Below are 21,340 nucleotides of genomic sequence, written 5' to 3'. Positions count from 1 at the left end.
CGACGGTGCAGCTCATGCCTCAACACCTCGCACGAGATCGCCGACAAGCGATCCACCGACGTGCGGCCCAGCGTCCCAGCCGCGCTCACCACGCGCGTGTTCACACCACTCTCCGAGCGTCTCGAATGGCGTCTCTGCCAGCACAACCTTCTCTGCTTCACCATCGACCGAAACAACAGCCACAGCGAACTCGTAGCTGTCCAATGGGACGCACCCTCGCCGTCGACCCCAAGGAAGAGCGGGGCCTTGGGCGAGTGGCTCGTGTACGTGATAGGCAGTACAAATTACGTATCTATCGATAGGAAGTGGGAAGGCAACAGGACTCCAGAAAAGTTAGAACAGCCACAGTCCGATGTCAGTACGTGACTACCAATGGCCCTCCTCCCCAGTGGACAAATCCAGAATACGTCGCAACTGTCATCGGCGTCCTTGCAACTGGTGCTCTCGTGTTCTACAGTTCACTAACTCAGTCTGGCCCGACTGTCGATGAAATCATATTCGTAGTGCTCGCTATCACGATCCCTGTTACCATCGCTTACGAACTTACTCGTCGGTTCGGATGATAGGCACACTTCCTGAACGGTTCGTCCAGGGGATCGAGGAGAGAAAGAAATGACGGTTAGAAATCCGAGTGGGGTAGCTAACCAACAGCTGTGGGTTCTGCCCGGGTCTTGTTGGTTAGCACTTTTCGCGACACCGTGTCCTGCCACGTACTGATACTCAGCGTGTGCCGGCGACGGCCGTAACGTCGACCTGCCGGACCCTGACGCGGTGCTTGATAGATACGTCAGATGAGATGCTCTATGGATTCGCCGCCCCGGGCTAACTCGGACTGCTCAGGCGGGGCGTGCGTATCACGCTCGGAGAACGACTCCGGTGAGACGGCCTGTTGTATTGCTGTGAGCTTCGACCGCAGTTGGCCGCTCGTCGAGCGCACCAGCTCATCGTCTGGCCAAGAATGGACATCGAGCCCGTCGAAGCGCGTTGCAACTTGCTGGACCGTGTTCAGTTGGTTGAGGGCGTACTCGACCCAGTACTGGTGGCTGTCCTGCATCTGCTGGAGTTCCTCGACCACGTCGTCGTAGCCGGCTTGCTCGGCGGCGGTGAGACACTGCTGGAAATTCGCGCCACGGAGGTTGATTGGTTCGTGGAAGACGACGACCTGCCCCGAGTGCTCTGAAGTAGCTGAGTAGTTCGTGAAAGTCGTCTTCGCCCATCGTCGGGTATGTAGGTGACATCGAGACGAACACCGACACACCGGCCTGCTGGAGCTCGTCTACCGCCTGCCAGCGACCATCGAGGTGACCGGTGCGAGCGGAACCACAGTTTCGAAAGACCTCGCTATCGGGACCGTCGGCACCGTTCAGACGACGGTCAACGTTTCCACGCTTGCTCACGGCCCCGCGAACATCAGCCTCTCAGCTGACGGCGTCAACATGCGAGCGGAGGTCGTCCCACGCGAGACCTTCGACAGCGACGGCGATGGCATCCGTGACTCTGTAGAGAACCAGAACTGGACGCTGCCGACCGCCGCCGCAAGCACGTTCTCGACGGACCCGTACGACGCTGATACTGACGGAGACGGCATCCCCGACGGGGGGAGGTCATCTACAAGACCAACGCTGAAAACGGCACGCTCACGACGACCATCGCGGTCGCCAACTCCGATCCGACCGAGGTCAACAGCGACGGGGACGAACTCACCGACCTCGAGGAAAACCGCGGGTGGAACACCTACCTCGCGCGCTCGCCCTCGACGGCTGAACAGTTCGTCAGCGCCCGCCAGAACGGTGGGGACGCCCTCGGCGTGCTCTGGAAGCAAAACGTCAGCTCCGACCCACTGTCGACCGACACCGACGGCGACCTGCTGGACGACCACGAGGAGCGTCGCCTCGGGACCAGCCCGACTGTCGCCGACTCCGACAACGACGGCAGTGACGACTACTACGAGGTTTCGAACGACTACGACCCGACCATCCACGACCACAAAGCGCCACTGGTCGAACCGCTCGAGGTCAGCGCCGACAACACCGCCCGAACCAGCTACACAGCTCGCGTCAGCGTCTCGGACCAGAGCGGCATCTCCCGAATCGAGTTCCACAAGGCCGGGAGCAAGCAGTGGTCGAGCCTTGGCGATGGCGCGACCGCTCGAAACTTCGACGCCAGCATCGAGGTCGAGCGTGACGCGCTAGACGCCATATACACCGGCGCAACCGGCTTCTTCACGCCGGTGACCGTCGACGCCAGCGCCACGGATATCCACGACAACCGCAAACGCACGGAGCTCAGCGGGCCGGACACGTTCGGACAGGCGGCCGACAAATACGCCAGCTTCCCGGCCAGTCTTGGCAAAGGCGGCTTCGTCGCCTGGATGGGCCTCTCCTCGGGCGCGTCGACGGTGGTCGGCGAGAGCGTCGCTGGCGTCGCCCAAATGGTCTCCGACCCTGGCGGCTACGCGAGCCAGATGGCCCAGCTGGCGACGACCATCGCCAACAACCCCGCGATAATCACGAAACTGCCCCAGATGATGGCGAGCCAGCTCCGCCAGCAACACGAGACCCGCAATCCCTTCGACTCCCGCGAGCAGTACTACCAAGAGTTTGGCGGCGGCTGGTCGCTGGGCTACTCGACTGGGACAGTGGCGCCCGCGTTTGCCTCTGGCGGGTCGAGCGTCCTCCAGAAGGGACTGAGTAGTTCATCGAAGCTCAGACGGCTGGTCGACGCCGCCGGCGCGCTCCTGCAGATGGACGACGCTGCTACCCAGCGCCGGTTTGTGAAGACCCACAAGCAAGGTGACGTTTCGACAAACGAACTATCGACGGCCGTCAAGCACTACGACAACCTCGATCCGAGCGGCAAAGGCGCTGCCGACGATGTCCTTGCTGCAACCGGGGACGACGACGCCGAGAAACAGCGGGCGGCTCTGGGTGAGTAGCTCGCGTGCGGTATGATCAGTACAGGTCACACACCTATCACGCCCGGCGAACACTCCCCAGAAGTCTATCGGAAACGCCATGCAAGATATAGAGGATCAATGCAGCGATTGGCGTCCGTTGGTGATACGACAATATCGGTAGATCGATCGGTCAGAGACGTTCACCTACTACACACCATTCCTTGAGATGACAACCGTCACTGTCTGGCCGTCCCGTCCCATTGCTTGGACAGTCCAGCCGTACTCTTCAACAGCCGCGCGGAGGTCATCAGGAACGAGATCTGGATTGCCTGCGTCACAGTAGACACGCGGGAGAAAACGCCGCAGCCCTTCTGGGGGTTCTCGGCGATGTTTTTCAGGGAGTGCGACTTGTCCGCTTGCTTCGTCTGAAAACCCTTCAGCCCGATCAATGGCGTCATATCCGAGGTCATAGACAGCATCAAGAATGGTGTCGAGCGAGACCTGCTCCCCGCACATCTGTAGCTCTCCTCACCTCTGACTTATGAGGAGGACGATGATAAAGCTGCGCAGTGACTCGTCACGTAGCATAATCAAAGCTGTCGTATTCACAACTGACCGATGCTTTCGGTTTCGAATAGACTGCACCGTCGTGCAAGACTCGCGCTCTGTATCTTGCACGGCTATCAGAACACCTCTCAGAACTGGTAAAAACCTGACTATTAATACGCACACCCGCTGAGCGGATAGTTCCCTCAGCAGTCGTGAAACGACCCTGTTGAACTACTGCTGGTGGACTGAGTTTTTAGTGGCTTGCGTATCTGTACTGACCGTCCCGCACGCGAATTACTTACTCAGACCGACCGCTTTTTTCAGCGTTGACGGCGACGGCGCGAATAGATTACAGATGAGTCAAATAGCGGTGGCCACCGGCGGCTACTAGCCCGAGTCCAAGGAGCCACTGGAGTACGCTGGCGACGAACTGTATCACTGGCTTGCCTGGGGAGTAACTGGTGGTTACGACGGCGAAGCCGTCATCGGTCTCGACGATCATCCCACCGTCGTCGTACTCGTCTGCGGAGACAGACGGTAGATCGGTGTCTATCTCTGCACCGTGGACATAGTGGTCAGTCGTAAACGAGTCCCGCTGAATCACGCGGGCCAGTTCCGGTGGTGCTCTCTCGATGGGAACGGCGATAGCGTCGAGCGTCTGCATGGCTGAATGAGGGGTCAGCGTAACTCTGACCTGCCCTTCTGGCACCGTCTCCGAGGCACGATGCGTCGTCTGGGTCCGTTCGTAGAACTGCCCACCGTGGACGGCGTATGGCTGGCCTGCGGTCCAGTACTTGTCCGTTCGGTCGATGGTCACCGTCCGCGGTTGGCCACTCTCATTTGCCAGCCACGTCTCCAGCACACAGAGTTGTGCGCTGCTGGTGTCGGTCCAGCCATCACATCCGATGCCAGCGATGCTTTCCGGTCGATTTGCCCACTCGCCGTCGACAGAAAAGCGCATACTGTCGTCGGTGGCGGTCACGGATACGCGCTGGTACTCGTAGCGCTCGCCGCCGGGTGAGATAATGTGGAAGTGACCCACATTTAACAGGAGAGCGGAACCGATGAGCAGAAAGATCAATCCTCTACGGGCGGGTGCGTCCAAAGCCACGAATTACCGATCCTGTATCGAATAAATATATGTTTGCTTCGGACAGTCCGGACTCTAGGGTACGTGTACCTCTCAGACACGTTGCTACCAATTAGTATATATATTTGCCACCACGGCACTGTCTAGTTCTGGATCTCCTCAGCTGGCGTTTTTCCGTCAAGAGCTTGGATCGGTCGTTCGTGGTTGTAGTGGTGTCTGAACCGTCTGAGCCACTGTTTCGCGCTGGATTGACTGCCCCTCCAAAACGTGTGGAAGCGGTCGATTCGCATGGTCACAGTTTGGAACCATTTTTCGGTGTGGTTCCGGAGTCGATAGTCGAGCCGACCGCTCAAATCGTGGCGTGAGAGGGCAGTCAGATAGCCGCCAGCATCGACGAGAAACACTGTATCGGCAACATCGTGTTTCTGAGTGAGGCGATGCAGGAACGCCGACGCGGGGTCAGTCCCGCGGCGGCTGAACACGTCAACTTCGAGAAGCAGCTTTGATTCGGTATCGACAGCGGCGTACAACCACTTCTTTTCGCCGTCAATCTCGATTTGTTTCTCATCGACTGCGACCCGCAACGGCTGCGCCGTCGGCGGGTCGCCCTGTGCTTCAGACAGTGTATGAACCCAATTCCAGACAGCACCGTGAGAGCGATCGACACCCAGCAAGTCTAAGATCGCAACCGTCTCCCTGATTGACAGCCCCGCAGTATGGAGACGCACCCCAACTTGCCGGACGGATGTCGGGGTGCGCTCATTCTCCCAAATGTCTTGGCTGTCCTCATCTAACGTTTCTCTGAGGAGGTCTGCGAGTTGCATAGGCACTTCTCGCTCCGACCTCCTCGCTTCTCAAACTCGCTCAACTAGACAGTGCCCACTGGGCTGTATTATCAAACATCGTATGATCTCAGTATTGGCGTAACAATTACCCGGGCTGTAATGGATGATGTCGGCCTGTACGTCGGCTACAACTGGGGAGTACTTGCTGTGGGTCTTATGCTCATCGCCGGGCTCGGCCTGATACTGATACTTGTCCTACGTATGCTAATAATCTACGTAACATACGCGTTGCTCCCGCTTTTACTCGCATTCAAGGTCGTGAACGTCGGGCCATGGAAGCGTGTCAATGTTATGGGTGAGAAATTCATCAAAGTGAGCGCGAAGTTAATGCTGTTTGGAGTATTGGTAACAGCGTTAATCTGGTCAAGTACACTGCTGACTGATTTCAGCACGTACGATAGTGCCTCCAGCGGAACGTTTGCCGGCGGGGCCACGGTTGATGACTCTCTGCCTGATGGTAGGTTTTCGACGCACGGACAACTTGCACAGTATATTCAGGACTTCTTTTTGCTCATCACACCCTTGCTGATGATCGACTTCGTTGGGATCAAACTAATCATGGATCTGTTATGACGGGCCCCTGTCCAGCCGACCCGTATCGACAATTCTGCAACGGAGGGAACCAATGAGTCTCGCGTTTCGGATCCAGTCTGTGCGAGAACACACGCAATTGCCTCTCACTGTCGGCTCCGACGCTACCGGACGGTCGGTCCCACTCGCTCTCGTCGGTCTCAGGGATCCCTTTCGAGACTTCGCCAATAGCGTATTCGCTGCCGTATTCGATCTCATCGTGAAGTTATTTGCAGATATCATAGATGAGTTCCTCCGCATCAGTCCTGCGCACCTCCAGCAGTTGGAATCCATATATCAGATCAGCGTTACTATACATTTCGCACTGCTTTTAGTGTATGCAGTATCCGTCTTTGGGTCGTTCCAGCTGTTCCCCAGCACAGAGAAGACAGATCCCTATCGGTTCGGTGTTCGCGCTCTCGCCGCAACGACATCCATCTGGATTGTAAATCCACCGGGCGGGGGCGCGAATCTCTTTGGGAAGGGTGCATTTGCGTGGGCCTTCGTGGTCACGAATAATCTCTCCACATGGTATCTCAGTCAAGCTGGTACGTCTATTTCCTTCCAGAGTGGCACAATCGCTGGTGCGCTGAGCGGGCCATTTATGTTGCTTGCAGTAGGCATCCTCATCGGCAAGGTCATACTTCTCGCTGAGATCATTTTGCTGGTCCTGCTCGTGGCACGGCAGGTGTTAGTTCTAGTCACATATAGGTTGTATCCGGTCCTCATCCTCCTCTGGGTTGTCGACCACGGGCCACTGAAATACGGGAATAACCTCGCGTCGAAGATGTTCAAGACTGCAGTAATGCTGTTGGCTGGTGGTGTCCTCATAGCGGCCGTATTTACCGTCGGACTCGGTCTCATCGGTGGCAGTAGTCAGATATTCGCCGGTGGGACGCCAGCGACCCAACCAACAGCGCAGGGGCCACCAGTCCAGGGCGGTGTGTTCGCTAGCTCAGGTGGTGGTGATGTACTGCTGAATTTCCTCATTAAGGCCGTCATCATCATCGGGATTCTCGTCCTCCCGACCCTGATGCTGACACAGATGTTGGGCGCCGTCGGAACTGCTGTTACAGGCATTGCACAGGCTGGTGCCGCGGTTGCAACAAGTGGTGCAAGTGCTGCCGCATCAGTCGCTGGACAGGGCGGGAAAATGGTGGCAAAGAAAGGTGTCAAGAAGGGCGTCAAAGCGACTGCAAAGAAGAGCATGAAACAGGCCAAAAAGGGCGTCAAAAAGCGTGCAAAAAACGGCTTCAAGCCGGGTGGAAAAGCTGGAAAGTCAGGCACGGGTCGGTCTTCCAGTACGATGTCGCCTAACGCACAATCGCTGACGGATGTCTCGACAGCACAATCCACGCAACAGGCTGAACCGGATGATTCCGAGGCAGATAGTGAAACGGGCTCACGACCACAGCGAGGGCCGTCCGATTGACTGTATTATTTCACATCCAGATAGGAAATATTAATATGGGAAAGAGAAAAGGTGAATTAGATGGCGGAGTCGGGGCCCGAGCGTCTGGAGGTGGAGTCAACGTACGGCCAGGTGCTGGCTGTACCATTCGTAGCTCCGCTGCTGGTCGTTGACGTCGGGCTTGAGAGCCTCATCCAGTGGATTAATGAGCAACTGTTCAACGCAGTGTTCGAACTCATCGAGATCCTGTTTTCAAGCGTTCTCTCCGAGATGCTGAAGCTAGAGCCGTCGATGCTTGATTAGTTCCAGAGTATGTGGGACCTCTCGATGGTGATCTACTTCTCGTTGTTGACTATTTTCGGCCTGTCCTATCTGGGACTGTTCCAGTTGTTCCCGGACAACGAGAAGATGGACCCGCACCGGTTCATGTCACGCGCGCTGGCAGCGACGCTCTCGCTGTTCATCGTCAATCCGCCTGGAACTGGCACACTGTTCAGTCGCGGGCCTTCGCGTGGGCGTTCTCGATATCCAACGCGAGCATCGATCTGTTCCTCAAAGGCGTCAATCTGAACGCTAGCTTGCCGAGCAATCCCGTCGCACAGACCTCCGTAGGGTCGTTCGTGATGTTGCTGTACGGAATCGGGATTTTGCTCGTCGTGGTGCTCTCTCAGATTGTGCTGTTCGTCGTTCTGGTCGCCCGGCAGGTCCTGGTGTATCTCACATACGGCCTCTTTCCGCTGTTGATCATCTTCTGGGTGGCTGACGTCGGGCCGCTCAAGTACGCCAAAGAACTCGCTGAGCAACTGTTCAAGGCCACGGGAATGTTGATTCCGGGCGGGATACTCGTTGCCGGGATCTTCGCCGTCGGCACGAAGTTCACCACCAGAACGCTCTCGACGTTCAGTGGCGGTGGCACGGGCGGAACGACGACGGCTGTCTTCGCCAGCGGGCCGAACCCACTGATTCAGATGGCAATGCCGGCCATGGCAATCGCTGCGATGTGCCTGCTAAGCAACGTGCAGCTCTTCATGATGTTTGCCGGCTCCCTCGGCGGTGCTGCAGGGGCCGCTGCCGGTAAAGTGTCAAAAGGCCTGTCCGCAGGCAAAAACAAAGTTACCGGTGCAGTCGGCATCGGCGGCATCGGCGGCACCGGCGGCACCGGCGGCACCGGCGGCACCGGCGGTTCAGGCCCGACGCCACCGTCTCAAACGGGCGTTGTCGCATCGACTGTCCCGATGGAGGGCGGTGCTACCGACTCCCAGTCAGGGTCATCCGTGACCGACAACACGGCTCAGGACCTCTCAGCCACGTCGGTGGCGGAATCAGGACAAGCCTCTCTGGAGCAATACGAAGACGGAACGACGCCAGATGCACCGGCAAATCCGACTTCAGACAGCGACAGGTACCAAGAGCCAACGGAGCCCTCGCTCAGTGAACTCGACGACCGCGAGGAGTTTGAGGCCGCAGTCTCCGACGACTGGTCGGACGAGCAAGTCGACGACCTCTGGGAACTCAAGGGCAAACACGAGGACGGCTCTGTGGGCCAGAGTCTGGCGGCTGAAGTGCTCAAATCTGGTGCGGCAAAGACAGTCGGCACAGTCGTTGGCGGCGCCGTTGGCGGGCTTCTAGGCGCGCTCGTTGGCGGCGATTCCTCTGTTCAGCTTCGGCGGCCGCACGACCCTGCTGACGGTATGTCGCCGCCGGGACGAGCTCTACATTGTCGATACTCTCTCCCTCTATCTCTGACGACAACGCGCTCGCACGCTCGCTCACACACTCGATGACTGCTTTGCGTTCGATACCGCGGAGTGCTCGTAGCCGCTCAGTAACGAGCCAAACGTCTGCAAGCGTGGCTATCATCTCCTCGTCGTCAAGATCATCGAAAGCGAGGTCGAACTGCCGGTCGGGGTAGTCAGCGAGGAGGTCAAAATCTGTCATACCGGCCCGAATTCGTTCGCGGATCTGCTGTTGGTCTCGTCGACGCTGGTGTTCGTCCTGCTCGGCAAACGCCATGCAAATCCGGGACCGCTGTGTCTTCGTCAGGAGCGAGGCGGGTTTGGCGACGGCGCTATCGTCATCGACCACGGGTGGACTGGGGACGCCACATAGCTGTGTCACTGTTGGACTGGAATGCCGTCACGGGTGTTTCCAGTTGTTCGACCGGTGGTGTGGTAGACACGATTAGCATCGTTAATTTGTGTCGTCTCAACAGGCAAAAACGACTGCGGGTCGCTCCGGACACGCCATCTTCTGATGAATAGTGTGTGACGGATTCATAATCCGATTAGTCACGCCATTCGTTGATGAATGTTGGGGCGATGACGCCAACGCCGATGAGCACGGCGAAGTGAACCCATTGCTTATCAGTTACAGCTGTTGTGCCGTACACCGATACGAGGCCGAGTATGACGAAGACTGCTGTAATCTTGGTTTCTGTGCTGACCAAGTTATTCGACTTTGTGGAGGGCTGTTCTGACACGTTCAATCGTTCAGCTGCATCGCACATATACTCTTTCTACAATTTCAGAGCCAGCAACTACCGCTGACCGAGCCCGATACAGGAAGCATAACCGTCTACTGAGCAACTGCGAATGATTCTGTGACATGCTCTTGGCGTGCAACAAATTACCCCGAATCCCGGGACAACTGTTAGATTGAGGATCGGGTATACGTGCGATAGACATCACTCTCATACTGTTGGATTGCCATACTCCTGACCGAAATGAAACTCCCCGTGGGAATCACGACCCTCCACCTCTCACGAAAGAGCGTGTACCTGCTGGTCTTGGCGGTCGCCCTCACTGGGGGCGGTGGGTACAGCTACGTCCAGCAGGGACAGGCGGTTAGCGGCGCAGTCACGGTCCAAGCAACGGTCGACAGCGCACAAGTGGAGCGGATAGATAGTCGGCGAAGCATCGATTACGAACCGGAGGTCAAGTACACGTACGAATATCAGGGCGAGACGTACACGAGCGAGCAGGTGTTCCCGGGGCCGACCATTCGAACCTACTCGGATCGGTCGAAAGCGCAGTCCGTCGTTCGGTCGTACGAGCCGGGGACGACAGTCCAAGCGTACGTCCGGCCATCGGCTCCGAGCAACGCGTTCCTGATCAGGGAGCGGACCCCGTGGCCGACGCGAGCGCTCGCCGTCGGGAGCGTCCTGCTCGGCCTCGTCGTGCTCGCCGGACTGGGGGAGAAACGTCCGGGGCGACACGAGCCCCGCCCGGAGCGCGAGGTGCGGTCGCCGCCGTCCCGAACGTGGGTCGAACGCAACGACGAGAGGCTCCGTCGGCTGTCGAAATGGACACTCCTCGTCTGCTTCGTGGCGTTCTGGCTCTCGATGGTCGGGTTGGCGTTCGGCATCCTGAGCCTGAGCGAGGGGTCGGCACAGACGGTCGAGGCCGACCTGCTCGGACCGGTCGGTATCCCGCTGCTCGCGGCGGCCGGCTTCTGGGTCGGCATGATCCTCTCGCTGTGTCTGTACGGTCTCCAGTCGTTCAGTCGGTACCGACGGCTCCGGCGGCGGCTCTCCGAGCCGAGGCCGCCGAGTCCGTTCAAGCACCCGAGTCGGCTCGTCACGATACTCGGGACCGACAGAAACGAGTTATCCGAGTACGGCCAGCGCGTCCGCATAACCGGCTGGGCGTTTGTAATCGCTGCAGGGATGATAGCCATAATCGTACGGCTCCTCTATAGAGCTGTCTGAGGCCTATCTGGAGCCGTCGTGGGACCTGCCGATAGCAGGTCCTAGCACGGGGTCGCGGTCCGTCAGCGGATCAAGTCAGGAGCAACCGCAACCCATGCCGAACAGCCCTGCAAGTCGTAAAAAAGATAGAGGTATCGCTGTCACACTCTGGCTGTCGCCACGACGAGTTGATAGCCGTTCTGGGTGGGCGTCGGCTGCAACGTCAGTCCAACCAGTCCGAACTCCCGGAGCACTCCGGGTGGGACGCCGTCGGTATCTCATAGTTTGGCGTGAGAAACAGCGGGCACTGACTCAATCGCTCGTGGTAGTCTGGTCAGTACGGTTGGCTTGGTCCAAGTCGGCAATAGCTCCTGCCATGCCGAGAAGCATGAGCCCGTACCCAGCAAGCCCCGCCGGGACTGATGTTTGGAGAAGTAGTGACCCAGTGAATGCTCCAAGGCCACCAATAATGGCCCCCAGTTTCCTTGTTGACCGAGTGGGGTTCCGACGAGAAAGAGACACCCACTGCTGCTTATGTGCCAAAATCATTGACGTTACCGCCCCATAGAGTGGGAGGAGCGAGAGCATGATCAGGTGGTCCGCTGTGGCGAACTGTACTGCAAGAGCCGTCACTGCGAGTCCAACGCCTACTGAGATGGTGTATCGGAGGAAAGGGCGCATAGACGAAATTACAGCTACCAGAAACAAGTACGATACGGAATTTGAATACAGGCTTTCCGATCTTACTGAGTTGTTGTTTCATTCCATGCTGATGCCTCAAGAACACACTCGGTCAGCAGCAGTGAGTTCGAATCGATCACCGCTCTTAGTTGATAAGGAGGTTGGGTGTGACAAACAAAATTACGAGCATGCTCACCAGCACGACGAGTGCTGTGACCCGCAAGATGCCAGCTGCCCGTCGTCGAGGTTTCGGCAGGGACTCGGCAATGCCGGAGAGGGCCATCCCAGCGCTCAGACACAGTCCAGCATAGAACGGTGCCGCCCCTTCGACGATGACGTAGTACCCTTGCTGCCCGGCCAGCAAAAGTGCGCCACAGAGGTACACCACTGCAAGCCCTCTGGAGGGCTCGCCGAACACGGTTTCATCGATAATGGAGGGCATCGAGCGTGTCATCTCCCGCGACGGTCAAATGTTGCGGGGATTCGCGTACCCGCCACTAGGCTGAGTCTGGATTTAGCGTGACCTGCTGATAGGGTGCTGGTTCACGTCGGTATCTCTCACGGCTACTCAATCTTTCCTTGAGTCAGGAAGAACACGACTACGCTCAGTCGGAAGCACACAGCATCCTGAACGGCTAACAACCAGCCAGGGCTCTACGAAATCTTCTCCCGCTTGAATGATTCGTCAATACGTTATATATGGATGAACCAAAGCATCCATATCGTCGATTTCAGAAATAAGCAGTCAGGGAGGAGAACGCTACAATGAGCGGTCACCAGTTCCAATAATTCAATATATACTGTGCTGAATTTACCTCTGGTTGCTGATATCACCCTTCTTTACAACGGCACTACCGAAAACGCCGTCGAGCAAGTGTGCTAAGTGAGAGACACATCAAACACATCATCGCAAGATAATGCAACAGCTGTTCCCTCCACGTACATCGCTACCTGATGCAAAGTTATTCTCGGTATTCGTGGTTAACGCCGTGCCTGTAGCCGGGTTACTTCTGTTCGAGACATCAGCGGCAGCACTGTTAGTGTTCTATTGGCTCGAACTCGGCGTGACTATGGTCTGGGCCATTGTACGAGCCATGTTTGCTGGGAAGCTTCCCAGCGAGGAGACTGACCGCGAGCCGTTCAGCGGGTCTCAGTGGGCGACGTTACGGGTTATCTTATCAAGCAGGTTCTTTGACGATAGTGATGCAGACTCAACATCTACCGGCTCCAGTTGGCGAGCGCGCCAGATTCCAATCCCAAGAACCGAGGTTGGTATCTATCTCGGGACCATTCCTGGGCTCATTATCGTTATTTTCTTACTCAGCGTAGTGTGGGCTGGATTCGGTGGGATAGTCGCTGGGCCAGTTGTTGCCGCGGCGAACATGACCGAAACTCCGGCATGGCCACTTACTGGTGCCGGTGTCGTCTTTCTGAGTGAAGGGTGGCAAACAGTTTCAGACTATTTTTACCGCGGCGGCTACCGTGAAAAATCAGTCTGGACAGCAGTCAAGGGGGTGTTTTACAGAGGACTCGTGATCGTTGGTGTTGGATTACTCGTGTTGCTGACTGTCCGTGAATCTATAGAGGGTACGCCAGTCAGTCTTGAGCGTGCGGCCAGTGTCCCACTATTGTTCACTGTTCTCGCCTCCAAGTTCCTGATCGATCTTGTCGCATACTATGTCAACGGGCTTGAGCAGTCATTTCAGGAGCTGCTGTTTCCTGATTGAGCTCGCCCTGTACTGCCCTAACTGGTTTGTTTCTCCCTGTATTGGCCGAACCACAACTTGTAGGGCAAGTCGTTATTCAACTCTCAGAGTTATCTTCTCTGTTGATGAGATGAATAGACTGCTCAGTAGACTCCGAGTTGATCGGTCGGCCAAGGCCAATACTGAGTCCTGAAATCAACGAATTTTTCATTTATATCTTGTATGTTGTTATTGATGTTGGGGCTCACTTTGGCTAGTTATGTGCCTATTTCGCCTCTTAAAATAGGGGCAAGCGACCCCATTGGAATAGTCCTGACTGTTGCTCTCGTGGTGGTTGTAAATCTCATTATTTATGTCCTGAAAAAAGCGTTGAAAACAGTATTATAAAACGACTTTCAGACAAGTGTAGAAAGCCCGAAACCGACGATGGTTCATGTCGAAAACTTCCGGCTCGACAAGCAACGTCGCTTAATACTGCGAGTACAGAGGTGCGAAATGTGTCCCTGGACAGAACTCTTGTGGGTACAGTCCTGTTCGGAGCTCTCACACTGAGTGTTTACGGATCTCTGCCCGGAGTAGCCGGTGGGGCCATCGCGACCGCAATAGGGGTGGCCGCGACGATCCGCGGAGTCGAAAACGTGAGCGATTGGTGGAGATTATTCACCACTGAGTCGGTGCCACTTCGTGAATCTATCACGACTGACGGGTTAGTTCGAGTCCACGGGACCGTTCGCCCGCCTCGATCAGGCGACACCCTCGTATCACCGATTCGGGGAGAAGAGTGCGTAGCATACGAGTATAACATTACCCGTCAAGTGCAGGGGACTGGAGACCCTTCTATGGACGCTGGTATGGAATACAGTCCGTTCATCGTTTCTGACGGGACGGCCGAGATATATGTCAATCCCACCGATGAGAGTCTCTCACTGAACCACGAGATAAACACGGTCACAGGTTCTGAACTGCTGGAACGAGTAGATGAAGCAAGACTCGATCTGGACCCGTCGGCGCACACGGACTCCGGCTTGTTCAATAATCCAGTCGAGTTAGTGGAGGGAACACTCGGTGTCGGCGAGAAAGTACACATCGTCGGGAAAGCACGCACAGCGCCGGAACAAAGGGCCGCAGGTGCAGATGCAGTCATGACACCGAAGGAGGGACACCTGATAGTGGCAAACGATGAGCCACAAAGTGCCGCGTTGAGAACGGGTGCTCGAGGACTCTTTCTGCTAGTTCTCGGCATCTTACTCAGTGGTTTCGGCTTAGTCGCTTTCATGACCAATGTCGGCAGTCTAATTGAGATATTGCAGGTTATCGGTAGTGTTTGAGTTGTGGTATCCTCGGCCCCTTGTGCTGGGTGCAAATGAACGCGTGTTGATCATCAACAGTCACGTCCACGTCGCGACTGTGGCAGTCTTTCTGGTTTTATCAGATCTTCTGAACGTCGTGTAAACTGGAAGGCGTAGGTCGATAAGAATGAGTCCGATTGGATGTGGCTGAAAAAAACACTTGGATGGCTGCGAAGACAGGGCACTTCTCAGCACATACAACAATTAATTAGCCCTCTCGCCCTATATGTCGAGACAGAATGCCAATCTCCAAGGAAGAATTCGAGTCGGGAACAGTAGAAGTGAGTGGTGACGAACCGATTGCCAACGACGAAGAGGGACCAATCGAAACTGAAAAAGACCTCATAACATCGTTCTTAAGCGAGCGCCCGGACAAAGCATTCACTGAACGGGAAATTGCTCTCGGCGTTGATTTTAGCCCTGTATTTATGGATCGGACGCAGAATCCACTTGGGGCGTTCGCTGACGGTCTGATCGACTTCGCCGGTGATGTTGCCGCCACGACAATCGTCGTCAATGATATTGACGAAGCACTCACCGAACTTGTTGAAGAAGGAATCGTGACGACCAAACAAATGGAGACGGAAAGCGGAACTTCAGTCTATTACAAACTGGCATAGCTCACAGTAAGGGCTCACTTGTTGCTGTCGGCCTATATACATCGCATCCACCCGAGCGAGAGTTCTGAGCACTCTCTATATTTGCACAGCATCGAGAAACTGCGGGCATTGAGGCGGTTGTTTGTGGTAATCTGGTCAGTACAGAGGTTGTATATGTCACTCTGTGAAGCTGTATGACGATCTGGATATTGAACCAGCCCGGGAGCGGGTGAAGGAGACAGACGACTTCCCGCCGCTGTCGCGGGTGGCCCAACCTCCCCGTGGATTAGTGCATTGCGCAGTGAGAACACACCGAAATCGGTATTTAGTATTCCTAAATAATTACAGATGTGTCAAAGCTGTCTCTGATAAGTATAACACTGGGGGTTATGCTGCTCGGAGCTGCTGGATATATCGCATACTCCCAACAGCAAAGCCTCTCATCCGGAGTACAGATTGAAGCCACCGTAGAGAGCAAAGATATCACCTATTCCTCAGACAATGGAGGTAGGTACACACCCCACGTTACGTACAGCTACACGTACAACGGAACCCAGTACACTTCTGAGAACATCAGACCGGGGATAGGAACAAAAACGTCCAACACAAGGACTGCCGCCGAAAACAGAATCAACCAGTATAATGTCGGGGAGACAACCACGGCCTATGTTGTGCGAGGCTCGCCCTCGAAATCGTATCTCAAAAAGAAGAGTAACCCGCTTCCACTTATGACTAACCCTCTGCCCGCTATAATCGGCGTTTTAGGCTTGGCCTTTGTCGGATTACCAGTCTACAAATCCGCGGCTTCTTAATTGCGAACTGCTCTGTCGAGGCGACACCCATCCACTCGGATACTGAATCTATGCTCTGTGCTCTGCTCTACGTCTCAAATGTCATTCGGAACGAGGTTATCACATCTTGAGGTCGGGCTCACATATGAGTGGCACGTATCGACCCATTTGAGCGGCACTGACTCCCACACCTTGCGATGGCTGATGCGCGCTCTGTATCCAGCAAGTTATGATGAACATCAATGCAATCTGTCAGAAATGTCAGCTGTCATTCGCAGGCCTACTGACCAGCCAATCCACGATCAATAGTTCTGCAATCAGCACCCTGTTGAGCGGTCCTACGCCCCCTTTCGACTAACCAACACTGGACCACTTCTGCCACCAAGTGTTGGTTAGCGGACCACCACCCCGGAAGTACAAGCTATCTTTATTACACCCTATCACAGGCCGCCAGAGTATCGCCTCCACAGCCACTCAAGTGCCCGAACTGCAAATCACACCCATCTCGATCCTCCAGAGCAAGCCCACTCAAACACGCATATTCTCGCACTACTCGTCCCCTCCCGGAAGTACAAGGGGGCTTTACATACAACTCGCCCGTCAGCCACAGATACGTACTCGCGCCGTTGTGGGGCCTGCCTCACCAGGCCCCGGCGCGGGGTCGCGAGCTGTCAGGAGTCGTCTCGGAAGCCATCGCAACCCATGCCAAATAGCTACGCAAGTCGTCAAAAAGACAGAGGTATCGCTGTCGCGCTCAGGCCGTCGCCACGACGTGTTGATGCTCGTTCTGGGCGGGTGTCGGTTGGAGCGTCAGCCCAGCCAGCGCCAGCTCCCGAAGCACCTCGGGCGGGACACCCTCAGTCTCGGGAAGCACGGCATCGAGCGTCCAGGCGTTGTGTTCCGAACGCACCGGCGGCGTCGTCTCGACCAGCACGGTCGGCACGGTCTCCCGCAGCGCCCGGGCAGCACGCTGGATACGCTTCCGGTTCTCGACCGTACAGCGGACCGAACTCATGCTTCCACCGCCCGGACGAGATCGTCGACAGACCTCGGACCCTCGTCGATGGACGACGTCGACGACGGCCCGGTCCCGATCCCCGAGGCCGCCGACGTCGACTCACGTCTCGATGTCCGGCTCGAAGAGTTCAGTGAGCTCAAGACCAACCAACAATCGGCGCTGCTTCGGTATCTGCGCCGTCTTACTCCTGAGGCTACAGTGGGTTTAGCGGGTCTGTGATGGGTGGTTTCGGGCGAGTTTTCGAGGCGAAGCTGCTTCGGATCTACTCTCGATAGTCTTTTTATGTCGTACTACTAACCAGACCGGTGAATTTCTAAGATCCCCGGCAGCGTTGCCACTCAGGAATCCGTATTGCCCCGGACAGAGTATCTCTCTATCCGATTCCGGTCTCCTTCTTCAGCAGCGTGAGCGTATTGTCACCCGTCAACTCGACCTAGAGAGCAAATCGACCGCTCGCCAAATCGAGTACAGGAGGCACGCGAACGCGAAGTCGAAGAACCGTAGCCCGAAATCATCTGAGGTGGTGGCAGCCATGAACCGTTTGATCGACCTGTACCCACTCTTGATCTCCCAGCGATAGCCGTACTCCGTGAGGTGACCACTCCCGCAATTCGTCATGAACACCGAGTACTGCCGGTGATCGTCGTGTTCGAAGTCTTCTTTTCGACGATAGATCAGTGTCGTCTTGTGCCACTCACTCTTCTCGAGATGGAGTTTGCGGTCAGTCTCGTACCGGTCCTGGTCACGCTGGAGCAATCGCTTCGCCTGAGCCTTCTCGCTGGTCTGCATTCGCTTGGGAACGACGTAGGAAAGGCCGCGCTGGCCGATCATCTCTAAGACGTGCTGGCTATCGAACTCCCGGTCCGTCAGCACGTTATCGACGTGAACGAGACCCTCAGCCGAATCGAGCAAGTCATCGACGATCTCCAGTCGTGTCTCCCCCTTTTGCACCGGCCGCGCGTCCAGCACAATCGGGACGGCATTGCCGACCAACTGCACCGTCGCCCGCTGGTAAGCGATTCGTCGGTCTTCTCCTTCGTCCCGATGATCTCGTCTTCGTAGCCCGTTCTATCGCCCGTGAATGGGTCAGCTTCGGTAATGTCGAGTGCGACGATCCCTGCTCGAAAGAACTGCTCTGTCTCGGCAACTTCGTTCAGGAGCCGAGTGATGGCCTGTCGGTACATCTCTCGCACTTGGTCAATCGAGCGGTCCCGAATCTGCTCCCGATGGGTGTGGCCCAGCGGCGTCCGATCCCGAGTCGACTCGTAGACGAAACTGCGAGCTCCCTCGTTCGCAGCCAGCCGTTCGCGAAGTCCGAGACATGTCTGCAGGCCCCAGTAGGCGTTCTCGTGGATCTCACACCCTCGCCACGGTCCAGCGAGAATGCTGGGAAGACGACGCGGCTGATGTGACCGCTGATCTTCGCTGCTTCTTCTAAAACAGTCTGGTCGTCTGGATCGGTCGCCCCAGACTCGTCGTTATGATACTGGAGGTTCCGTTCCGGGTCACGAGGAGCCGCAATACGGCATTCTGTGCGTTGATGAGGAGCGTCCGAGCCGTTCTCTCAACTGTCTCACGGAGGTCGGCACTGAAGCGCTTGTTCCAGCTGCGCCAGAGTGTCGACTGATCGGGCACGGAGTCGAACTCGAGCGAGCGACGGGTACCTGAGTGCTGCCGAAGACACTCGACGAGCGCTGTTTCGTGGTCCCAGCCGTACACCTCTTTCAGCAGGAACGCTCTGAAGAGCTGTGGCATCTCATATCGGGTCGGACCGGAGTACTGGTTGTGGGGATTGAAACCCACGTAGGAAAGTGGATACTGACAGACGAACGCCTTGACCGAGTCGTGGGCGTTTTGCTCGAACCAGATCCCAGAGCGGTCCGGAAATCCTCATGAGCGCCGTCAGTGAACGCTGGTCGTACAGTGGTGTCGAGTCGTAGGCCGGCCAGTCGAGATACTGTGTTGTCGCTATGGAACGGAAGATCTCCCGCCGAGAGACGGCAATCGGTGCCATCCGGGACATGTCTGCCGGTCTGGGCTTATTATCTGAGGTTCTCTCCGACGCTCACGAGCGGGACTCAGGTCTCCTCAGCTTCGGGATCGTTCACAGACAGCAATCCCGTCGCCATCAGCCGTCGCGTGATTGCGACCAGCCCGTTGTCGAATCCGCGGCCGAAGACGCCTTGTTCGTGCTCACGGCCGTCTGCCCCCGTTTCGGTGAACGAACTCACCAGAATCGCCTCGCGGTCGGCCAGTAACAGGCGACTGATTTCGGTATCGTCGCCTGGAAGCGGTGATCGGCTCAACCAATCCAATTCCGAGACGAACACTTTGACACTAGAGAGGGCATCTTGAACCGTGGCCTGGAGCTCTTCATCGACCGTCCCGATGATGACGTTCACACCTCGTTCCTGAGCCGACTGTAGTTGTTCGGCCAGCTGGTCGGTGAAAATACTCTTGTGGCCGACCACGAGGAGCAACTCCTCTGTCGCTCCCTCGACCAACTGCCGTGTCCGGCTCGTAATGCCCCGATTCCCTGAGATAGACCACACCTCGTGGGTAGCCTCTGTCGAGTCTCCCTCGTCAGCTGGGTCGAGTCCGCTCAGGGCGCTCCGGAGTGACTCGGTCCGCTCGGCGTACTTCGACTGGAGAGTGTTGACAGCCTCGTCGATGGAGACCGCTCGAAACACCTGCGGGTTCGAGTGCTGGGTCTCGACTAGTCCCTTCGATTCCAGGACGCGAATCGCGTCGTAGACGCGGGTCCGGGGCACCTCGGAGGTCTCGCTGATGTCCTTGGCCGTCCCACGCTGGCGACGTGCGAGCGCCACGAACGACTTGGCCTCGTACTCTTTGAGCCCGAGTTGCTGGAGCAATTCGATCGCTTGGTCTTGGTTTGAAACATCGTCCATTGGTCCCAACCTCGATTGCTACCTTCTGGTTCGTGCCCTGGGTGTTTAGTACGTCGCACGAGAGATACCGATGTCACTCAGATCCTCACAGAATATCCTCGTCTTTGAATGTTTTGCGCGTCTCAGAACCGGTACTATTCAGACATTCACTCAGTTAATCACAGTACTTCTTTGTGCGGGTAGCACGAGAGGTAGAGTGGCGTGTAGGCACAGATTTGGTCCCAACCTCTCTGTCGCTACACGTCAGAAACCACCATACCCGGTGGTTTTCACGTGATTGGTGACGAGCTAATGTCCGGCGACCCATCCGACCACGCACGATCCACGGCCGTCAAGCAGCTCAAAGCGCTTGGCCTCAGTACCTACGCCGCCCGGACATTCGTCGCCCTGGTCAGTCTGGGCGAAGGGACTGCACAGGACGTGAGCGACGTCGCTGACGTCCCCCGAACACGTGTCTACGACGCAGCTGACGAGCTTCATGACCGCGGTCTCGTCGACGTGAAACAGTCGAGTCCCAAGCGATATTGGGCCATTTCGACGGAGACGGCCGGCCGTCACTTCGAACAGGAATACGACCATCGAGTGATGGTCCTGACAGACGCGCTCGACCAGCTTGCATCAGCGAATCACAGCACTGAACAGCAGGGTGTCTGGACGGTAACCGGCCGGGATACCGTGACCGAACGCATCCTGGATTTCATCTCGTCCGCTGATGATGAGGTCGTGTATATGACTGCCGAGGAGCTACTGACCGACGAAATCACTGAGTGCCTCTCGACCGCCAGCGACCGTGAGGTCTCGATTCGGCTCGCAGAGATGTCACAATCCGTCGAATCCCGACTCGAAGGGAACGTACCTGACGCGCAACTGTTCGAATCGGTGTGGAACTGGTCGGATACGCCTGCTGGTCGCCTCCTCATGGTGGACCAGGAAAAGACGCTCGTGAGTGTGCTCGTCGACGGTAACGGTGAACACCCACCCGAACCGCGTGACGAAACTGCTATCTGGGGCGCAGGTCAGACGAATAGCCTCGTCATCGTGCTGAAGGCACTGTTCACCTGGCAACTCGACGACGACCGCGGGGCGGCCAATAGATAGTCACTCAGATTCTCACACCAATGTTATACGGACCCAGATAGTAGGGATGTAAACGGACGCCATAGCGGTTTCTCCGCTAATACTTCGTCCGACGACGACCGGTGACGGAAAATGCACGACAATACAGACGAGGGAGGTGACTC

The 21,340-nt window shown here is 56.6% G+C and carries 22 protein-coding genes and 3 pseudogenes; 14 read left to right on the top strand and 11 right to left on the bottom strand.

Going from position 1 to position 21,340, the window contains the following annotated elements:
* Positions 1 to 12 precede the first annotated feature (12 nt).
* The 3 genes and pseudogenes from DVK00_RS22400 to DVK00_RS22030 all read right to left on the bottom strand — a co-directional run.
* Positions 13 to 242, bottom strand: a pseudogene (locus DVK00_RS22400) (hypothetical protein); the annotation flags it as partial.
* 545 nt (positions 243 to 787) lie between these two features.
* Positions 788 to 1,238: pseudogene (locus DVK00_RS14690) on the bottom strand (radical SAM domain-containing protein).
* Positions 1,239 to 1,393: 155 nt separating this feature from the next.
* Entirely contained in the window at positions 1,394 to 1,822 is a 429-nt protein-coding gene (locus DVK00_RS22030) for a hypothetical protein (protein WP_232794583.1), read from the bottom strand.
* Here DVK00_RS22030 and DVK00_RS14685 point away from each other — a divergent pair.
* Positions 1,808 to 2,935 carry a hypothetical protein gene (locus DVK00_RS14685; RefSeq protein ID WP_233560808.1) on the top strand — a complete coding sequence of 376 codons (1,128 nt, stop codon included), beginning with the start codon at positions 1,808 to 1,810 and terminating at the stop codon, positions 2,933 to 2,935. The genes DVK00_RS22030 and DVK00_RS14685 overlap by 15 nt on opposite strands.
* Before the next feature lie 168 nt (positions 2,936 to 3,103).
* Here DVK00_RS14685 and DVK00_RS14675 read toward each other — a convergent pair whose 3' ends face one another.
* The 3 genes from DVK00_RS14675 to DVK00_RS14665 form a co-directional block, all read right to left on the bottom strand.
* Complete coding sequence (locus DVK00_RS14675) at positions 3,104 to 3,412, bottom strand: hypothetical protein (RefSeq protein ID WP_147435167.1); 309 nt, start codon at positions 3,410 to 3,412, stop codon at positions 3,104 to 3,106.
* Positions 3,413 to 3,794: 382 nt separating this feature from the next.
* Positions 3,795 to 4,556, bottom strand: a complete 762-nt coding sequence (locus DVK00_RS14670; protein ID WP_147435886.1) for a hypothetical protein — start codon at positions 4,554 to 4,556, stop codon at positions 3,795 to 3,797.
* A gap of 122 nt (positions 4,557 to 4,678) precedes the next feature.
* Complete coding sequence (locus DVK00_RS14665; protein ID WP_121536901.1) at positions 4,679 to 5,359, bottom strand: IS6 family transposase; 681 nt, start codon at positions 5,357 to 5,359, stop codon at positions 4,679 to 4,681.
* Positions 5,360 to 5,479: 120 nt separating this feature from the next.
* Between DVK00_RS14665 and DVK00_RS14660 the strand changes: the two genes are divergently transcribed.
* From DVK00_RS14660 to DVK00_RS21395, 6 genes are all read left to right on the top strand, one after another.
* Positions 5,480 to 5,953, top strand: a complete 474-nt coding sequence (locus tag DVK00_RS14660; RefSeq protein WP_233560807.1) for a hypothetical protein — start codon at positions 5,480 to 5,482, stop codon at positions 5,951 to 5,953.
* A 52-nt stretch (positions 5,954 to 6,005) separates the two neighbouring features.
* Positions 6,006 to 7,382, top strand: coding sequence for a hypothetical protein (locus DVK00_RS14655; protein WP_121577928.1), 1,377 nt, complete (start codon positions 6,006 to 6,008; stop codon positions 7,380 to 7,382).
* Between the two features lie 60 nt (positions 7,383 to 7,442).
* Positions 7,443 to 7,664 carry a hypothetical protein gene (locus DVK00_RS14650; RefSeq protein ID WP_121577927.1) on the top strand — a complete coding sequence of 74 codons (222 nt, stop codon included), beginning with the start codon at positions 7,443 to 7,445 and terminating at the stop codon, positions 7,662 to 7,664.
* 24 nt (positions 7,665 to 7,688) lie between these two features.
* Entirely contained in the window at positions 7,689 to 7,931 is a 243-nt protein-coding gene (locus DVK00_RS14645; RefSeq protein ID WP_121577926.1) for a hypothetical protein, read from the top strand.
* A gap of 53 nt (positions 7,932 to 7,984) precedes the next feature.
* Complete coding sequence (locus tag DVK00_RS14640; RefSeq protein WP_121577925.1) at positions 7,985 to 9,145, top strand: hypothetical protein; 1,161 nt, start codon at positions 7,985 to 7,987, stop codon at positions 9,143 to 9,145.
* Between the two features lie 184 nt (positions 9,146 to 9,329).
* Complete coding sequence (locus tag DVK00_RS21395) at positions 9,330 to 9,470, top strand: hypothetical protein (protein WP_158598765.1); 141 nt, start codon at positions 9,330 to 9,332, stop codon at positions 9,468 to 9,470.
* 175 nt (positions 9,471 to 9,645) lie between these two features.
* Here the strand turns inward: DVK00_RS21395 and DVK00_RS14635 are convergent, their stop codons facing one another.
* The gene (locus DVK00_RS14635; RefSeq protein ID WP_232794580.1) at positions 9,646 to 9,840 is read right to left on the bottom strand and encodes a hypothetical protein; all 195 of its coding nucleotides are present in this window, start codon (positions 9,838 to 9,840) and stop codon (positions 9,646 to 9,648) included.
* A 243-nt stretch (positions 9,841 to 10,083) separates the two neighbouring features.
* Here DVK00_RS14635 and DVK00_RS14630 point away from each other — a divergent pair, with 243 nt between their 5' ends.
* Positions 10,084 to 11,067, top strand: coding sequence for a DUF3592 domain-containing protein (locus DVK00_RS14630; RefSeq protein WP_101351627.1), 984 nt, complete (start codon positions 10,084 to 10,086; stop codon positions 11,065 to 11,067).
* 805 nt (positions 11,068 to 11,872) lie between these two features.
* Here DVK00_RS14630 and DVK00_RS14620 read toward each other — a convergent pair.
* Complete coding sequence (locus tag DVK00_RS14620; RefSeq protein ID WP_101351625.1) at positions 11,873 to 12,169, bottom strand: hypothetical protein; 297 nt, start codon at positions 12,167 to 12,169, stop codon at positions 11,873 to 11,875.
* A gap of 475 nt (positions 12,170 to 12,644) precedes the next feature.
* Between DVK00_RS14620 and DVK00_RS14615 the strand changes: the two genes are divergently transcribed.
* From DVK00_RS14615 to DVK00_RS14600, 4 genes are all read left to right on the top strand, one after another.
* Positions 12,645 to 13,454: a DUF6498-containing protein gene (locus DVK00_RS14615; RefSeq protein ID WP_121577924.1), complete on the top strand. Its 810-nt coding sequence runs from the start codon at positions 12,645 to 12,647 to the stop codon at positions 13,452 to 13,454.
* Positions 13,455 to 14,272: 818 nt separating this feature from the next.
* Positions 14,273 to 14,761 carry a hypothetical protein gene (locus tag DVK00_RS14610; RefSeq protein WP_101351623.1) on the top strand — a complete coding sequence of 163 codons (489 nt, stop codon included), beginning with the start codon at positions 14,273 to 14,275 and terminating at the stop codon, positions 14,759 to 14,761.
* 260 nt (positions 14,762 to 15,021) lie between these two features.
* Positions 15,022 to 15,402, top strand: a complete 381-nt coding sequence (locus DVK00_RS14605; protein WP_101351622.1) for a hypothetical protein — start codon at positions 15,022 to 15,024, stop codon at positions 15,400 to 15,402.
* Positions 15,403 to 15,731: 329 nt separating this feature from the next.
* Positions 15,732 to 16,193, top strand: a complete 462-nt coding sequence (locus DVK00_RS14600; protein WP_121577923.1) for a DUF3592 domain-containing protein — start codon at positions 15,732 to 15,734, stop codon at positions 16,191 to 16,193.
* A gap of 733 nt (positions 16,194 to 16,926) precedes the next feature.
* Here the strand turns inward: DVK00_RS14600 and DVK00_RS14595 are convergent.
* Complete coding sequence (locus tag DVK00_RS14595) at positions 16,927 to 17,187, bottom strand: hypothetical protein (protein WP_101351620.1); 261 nt, start codon at positions 17,185 to 17,187, stop codon at positions 16,927 to 16,929.
* A 48-nt stretch (positions 17,188 to 17,235) separates the two neighbouring features.
* On the opposite strand from DVK00_RS14595, the gene DVK00_RS21390 reads away from it, so the two are divergent.
* Entirely contained in the window at positions 17,236 to 17,409 is a 174-nt protein-coding gene (locus DVK00_RS21390; RefSeq protein ID WP_158598817.1) for a hypothetical protein, read from the top strand.
* A 154-nt stretch (positions 17,410 to 17,563) separates the two neighbouring features.
* On the opposite strand, the pseudogene DVK00_RS22465 reads toward DVK00_RS21390, so the two are convergent.
* A pseudogene (locus DVK00_RS22465) lies at positions 17,564 to 19,204 on the bottom strand (transposase).
* A 64-nt stretch (positions 19,205 to 19,268) separates the two neighbouring features.
* Positions 19,269 to 20,099, bottom strand: a complete 831-nt coding sequence (locus DVK00_RS14585; RefSeq protein WP_199722335.1) for a TrmB family transcriptional regulator — start codon at positions 20,097 to 20,099, stop codon at positions 19,269 to 19,271.
* Between the two features lie 291 nt (positions 20,100 to 20,390).
* Here DVK00_RS14585 and DVK00_RS14580 point away from each other — a divergent pair, with 291 nt between their 5' ends.
* Complete coding sequence (locus DVK00_RS14580) at positions 20,391 to 21,197, top strand: TrmB family transcriptional regulator (protein WP_101351619.1); 807 nt, start codon at positions 20,391 to 20,393, stop codon at positions 21,195 to 21,197.
* The last annotated feature ends 143 nt before the right edge of the window (positions 21,198 to 21,340 follow it).

Source organism: Haloarcula sp. Atlit-47R (assembly GCF_003665985.1).
In the GTDB taxonomy this organism is placed as follows: domain Archaea; phylum Halobacteriota; class Halobacteria; order Halobacteriales; family Haloarculaceae; genus Haloarcula; species Haloarcula taiwanensis.
The sequence above is the reverse complement of the archived record's forward strand: the minus strand, read 5'-3'. Positions and strand labels throughout refer to the sequence as shown.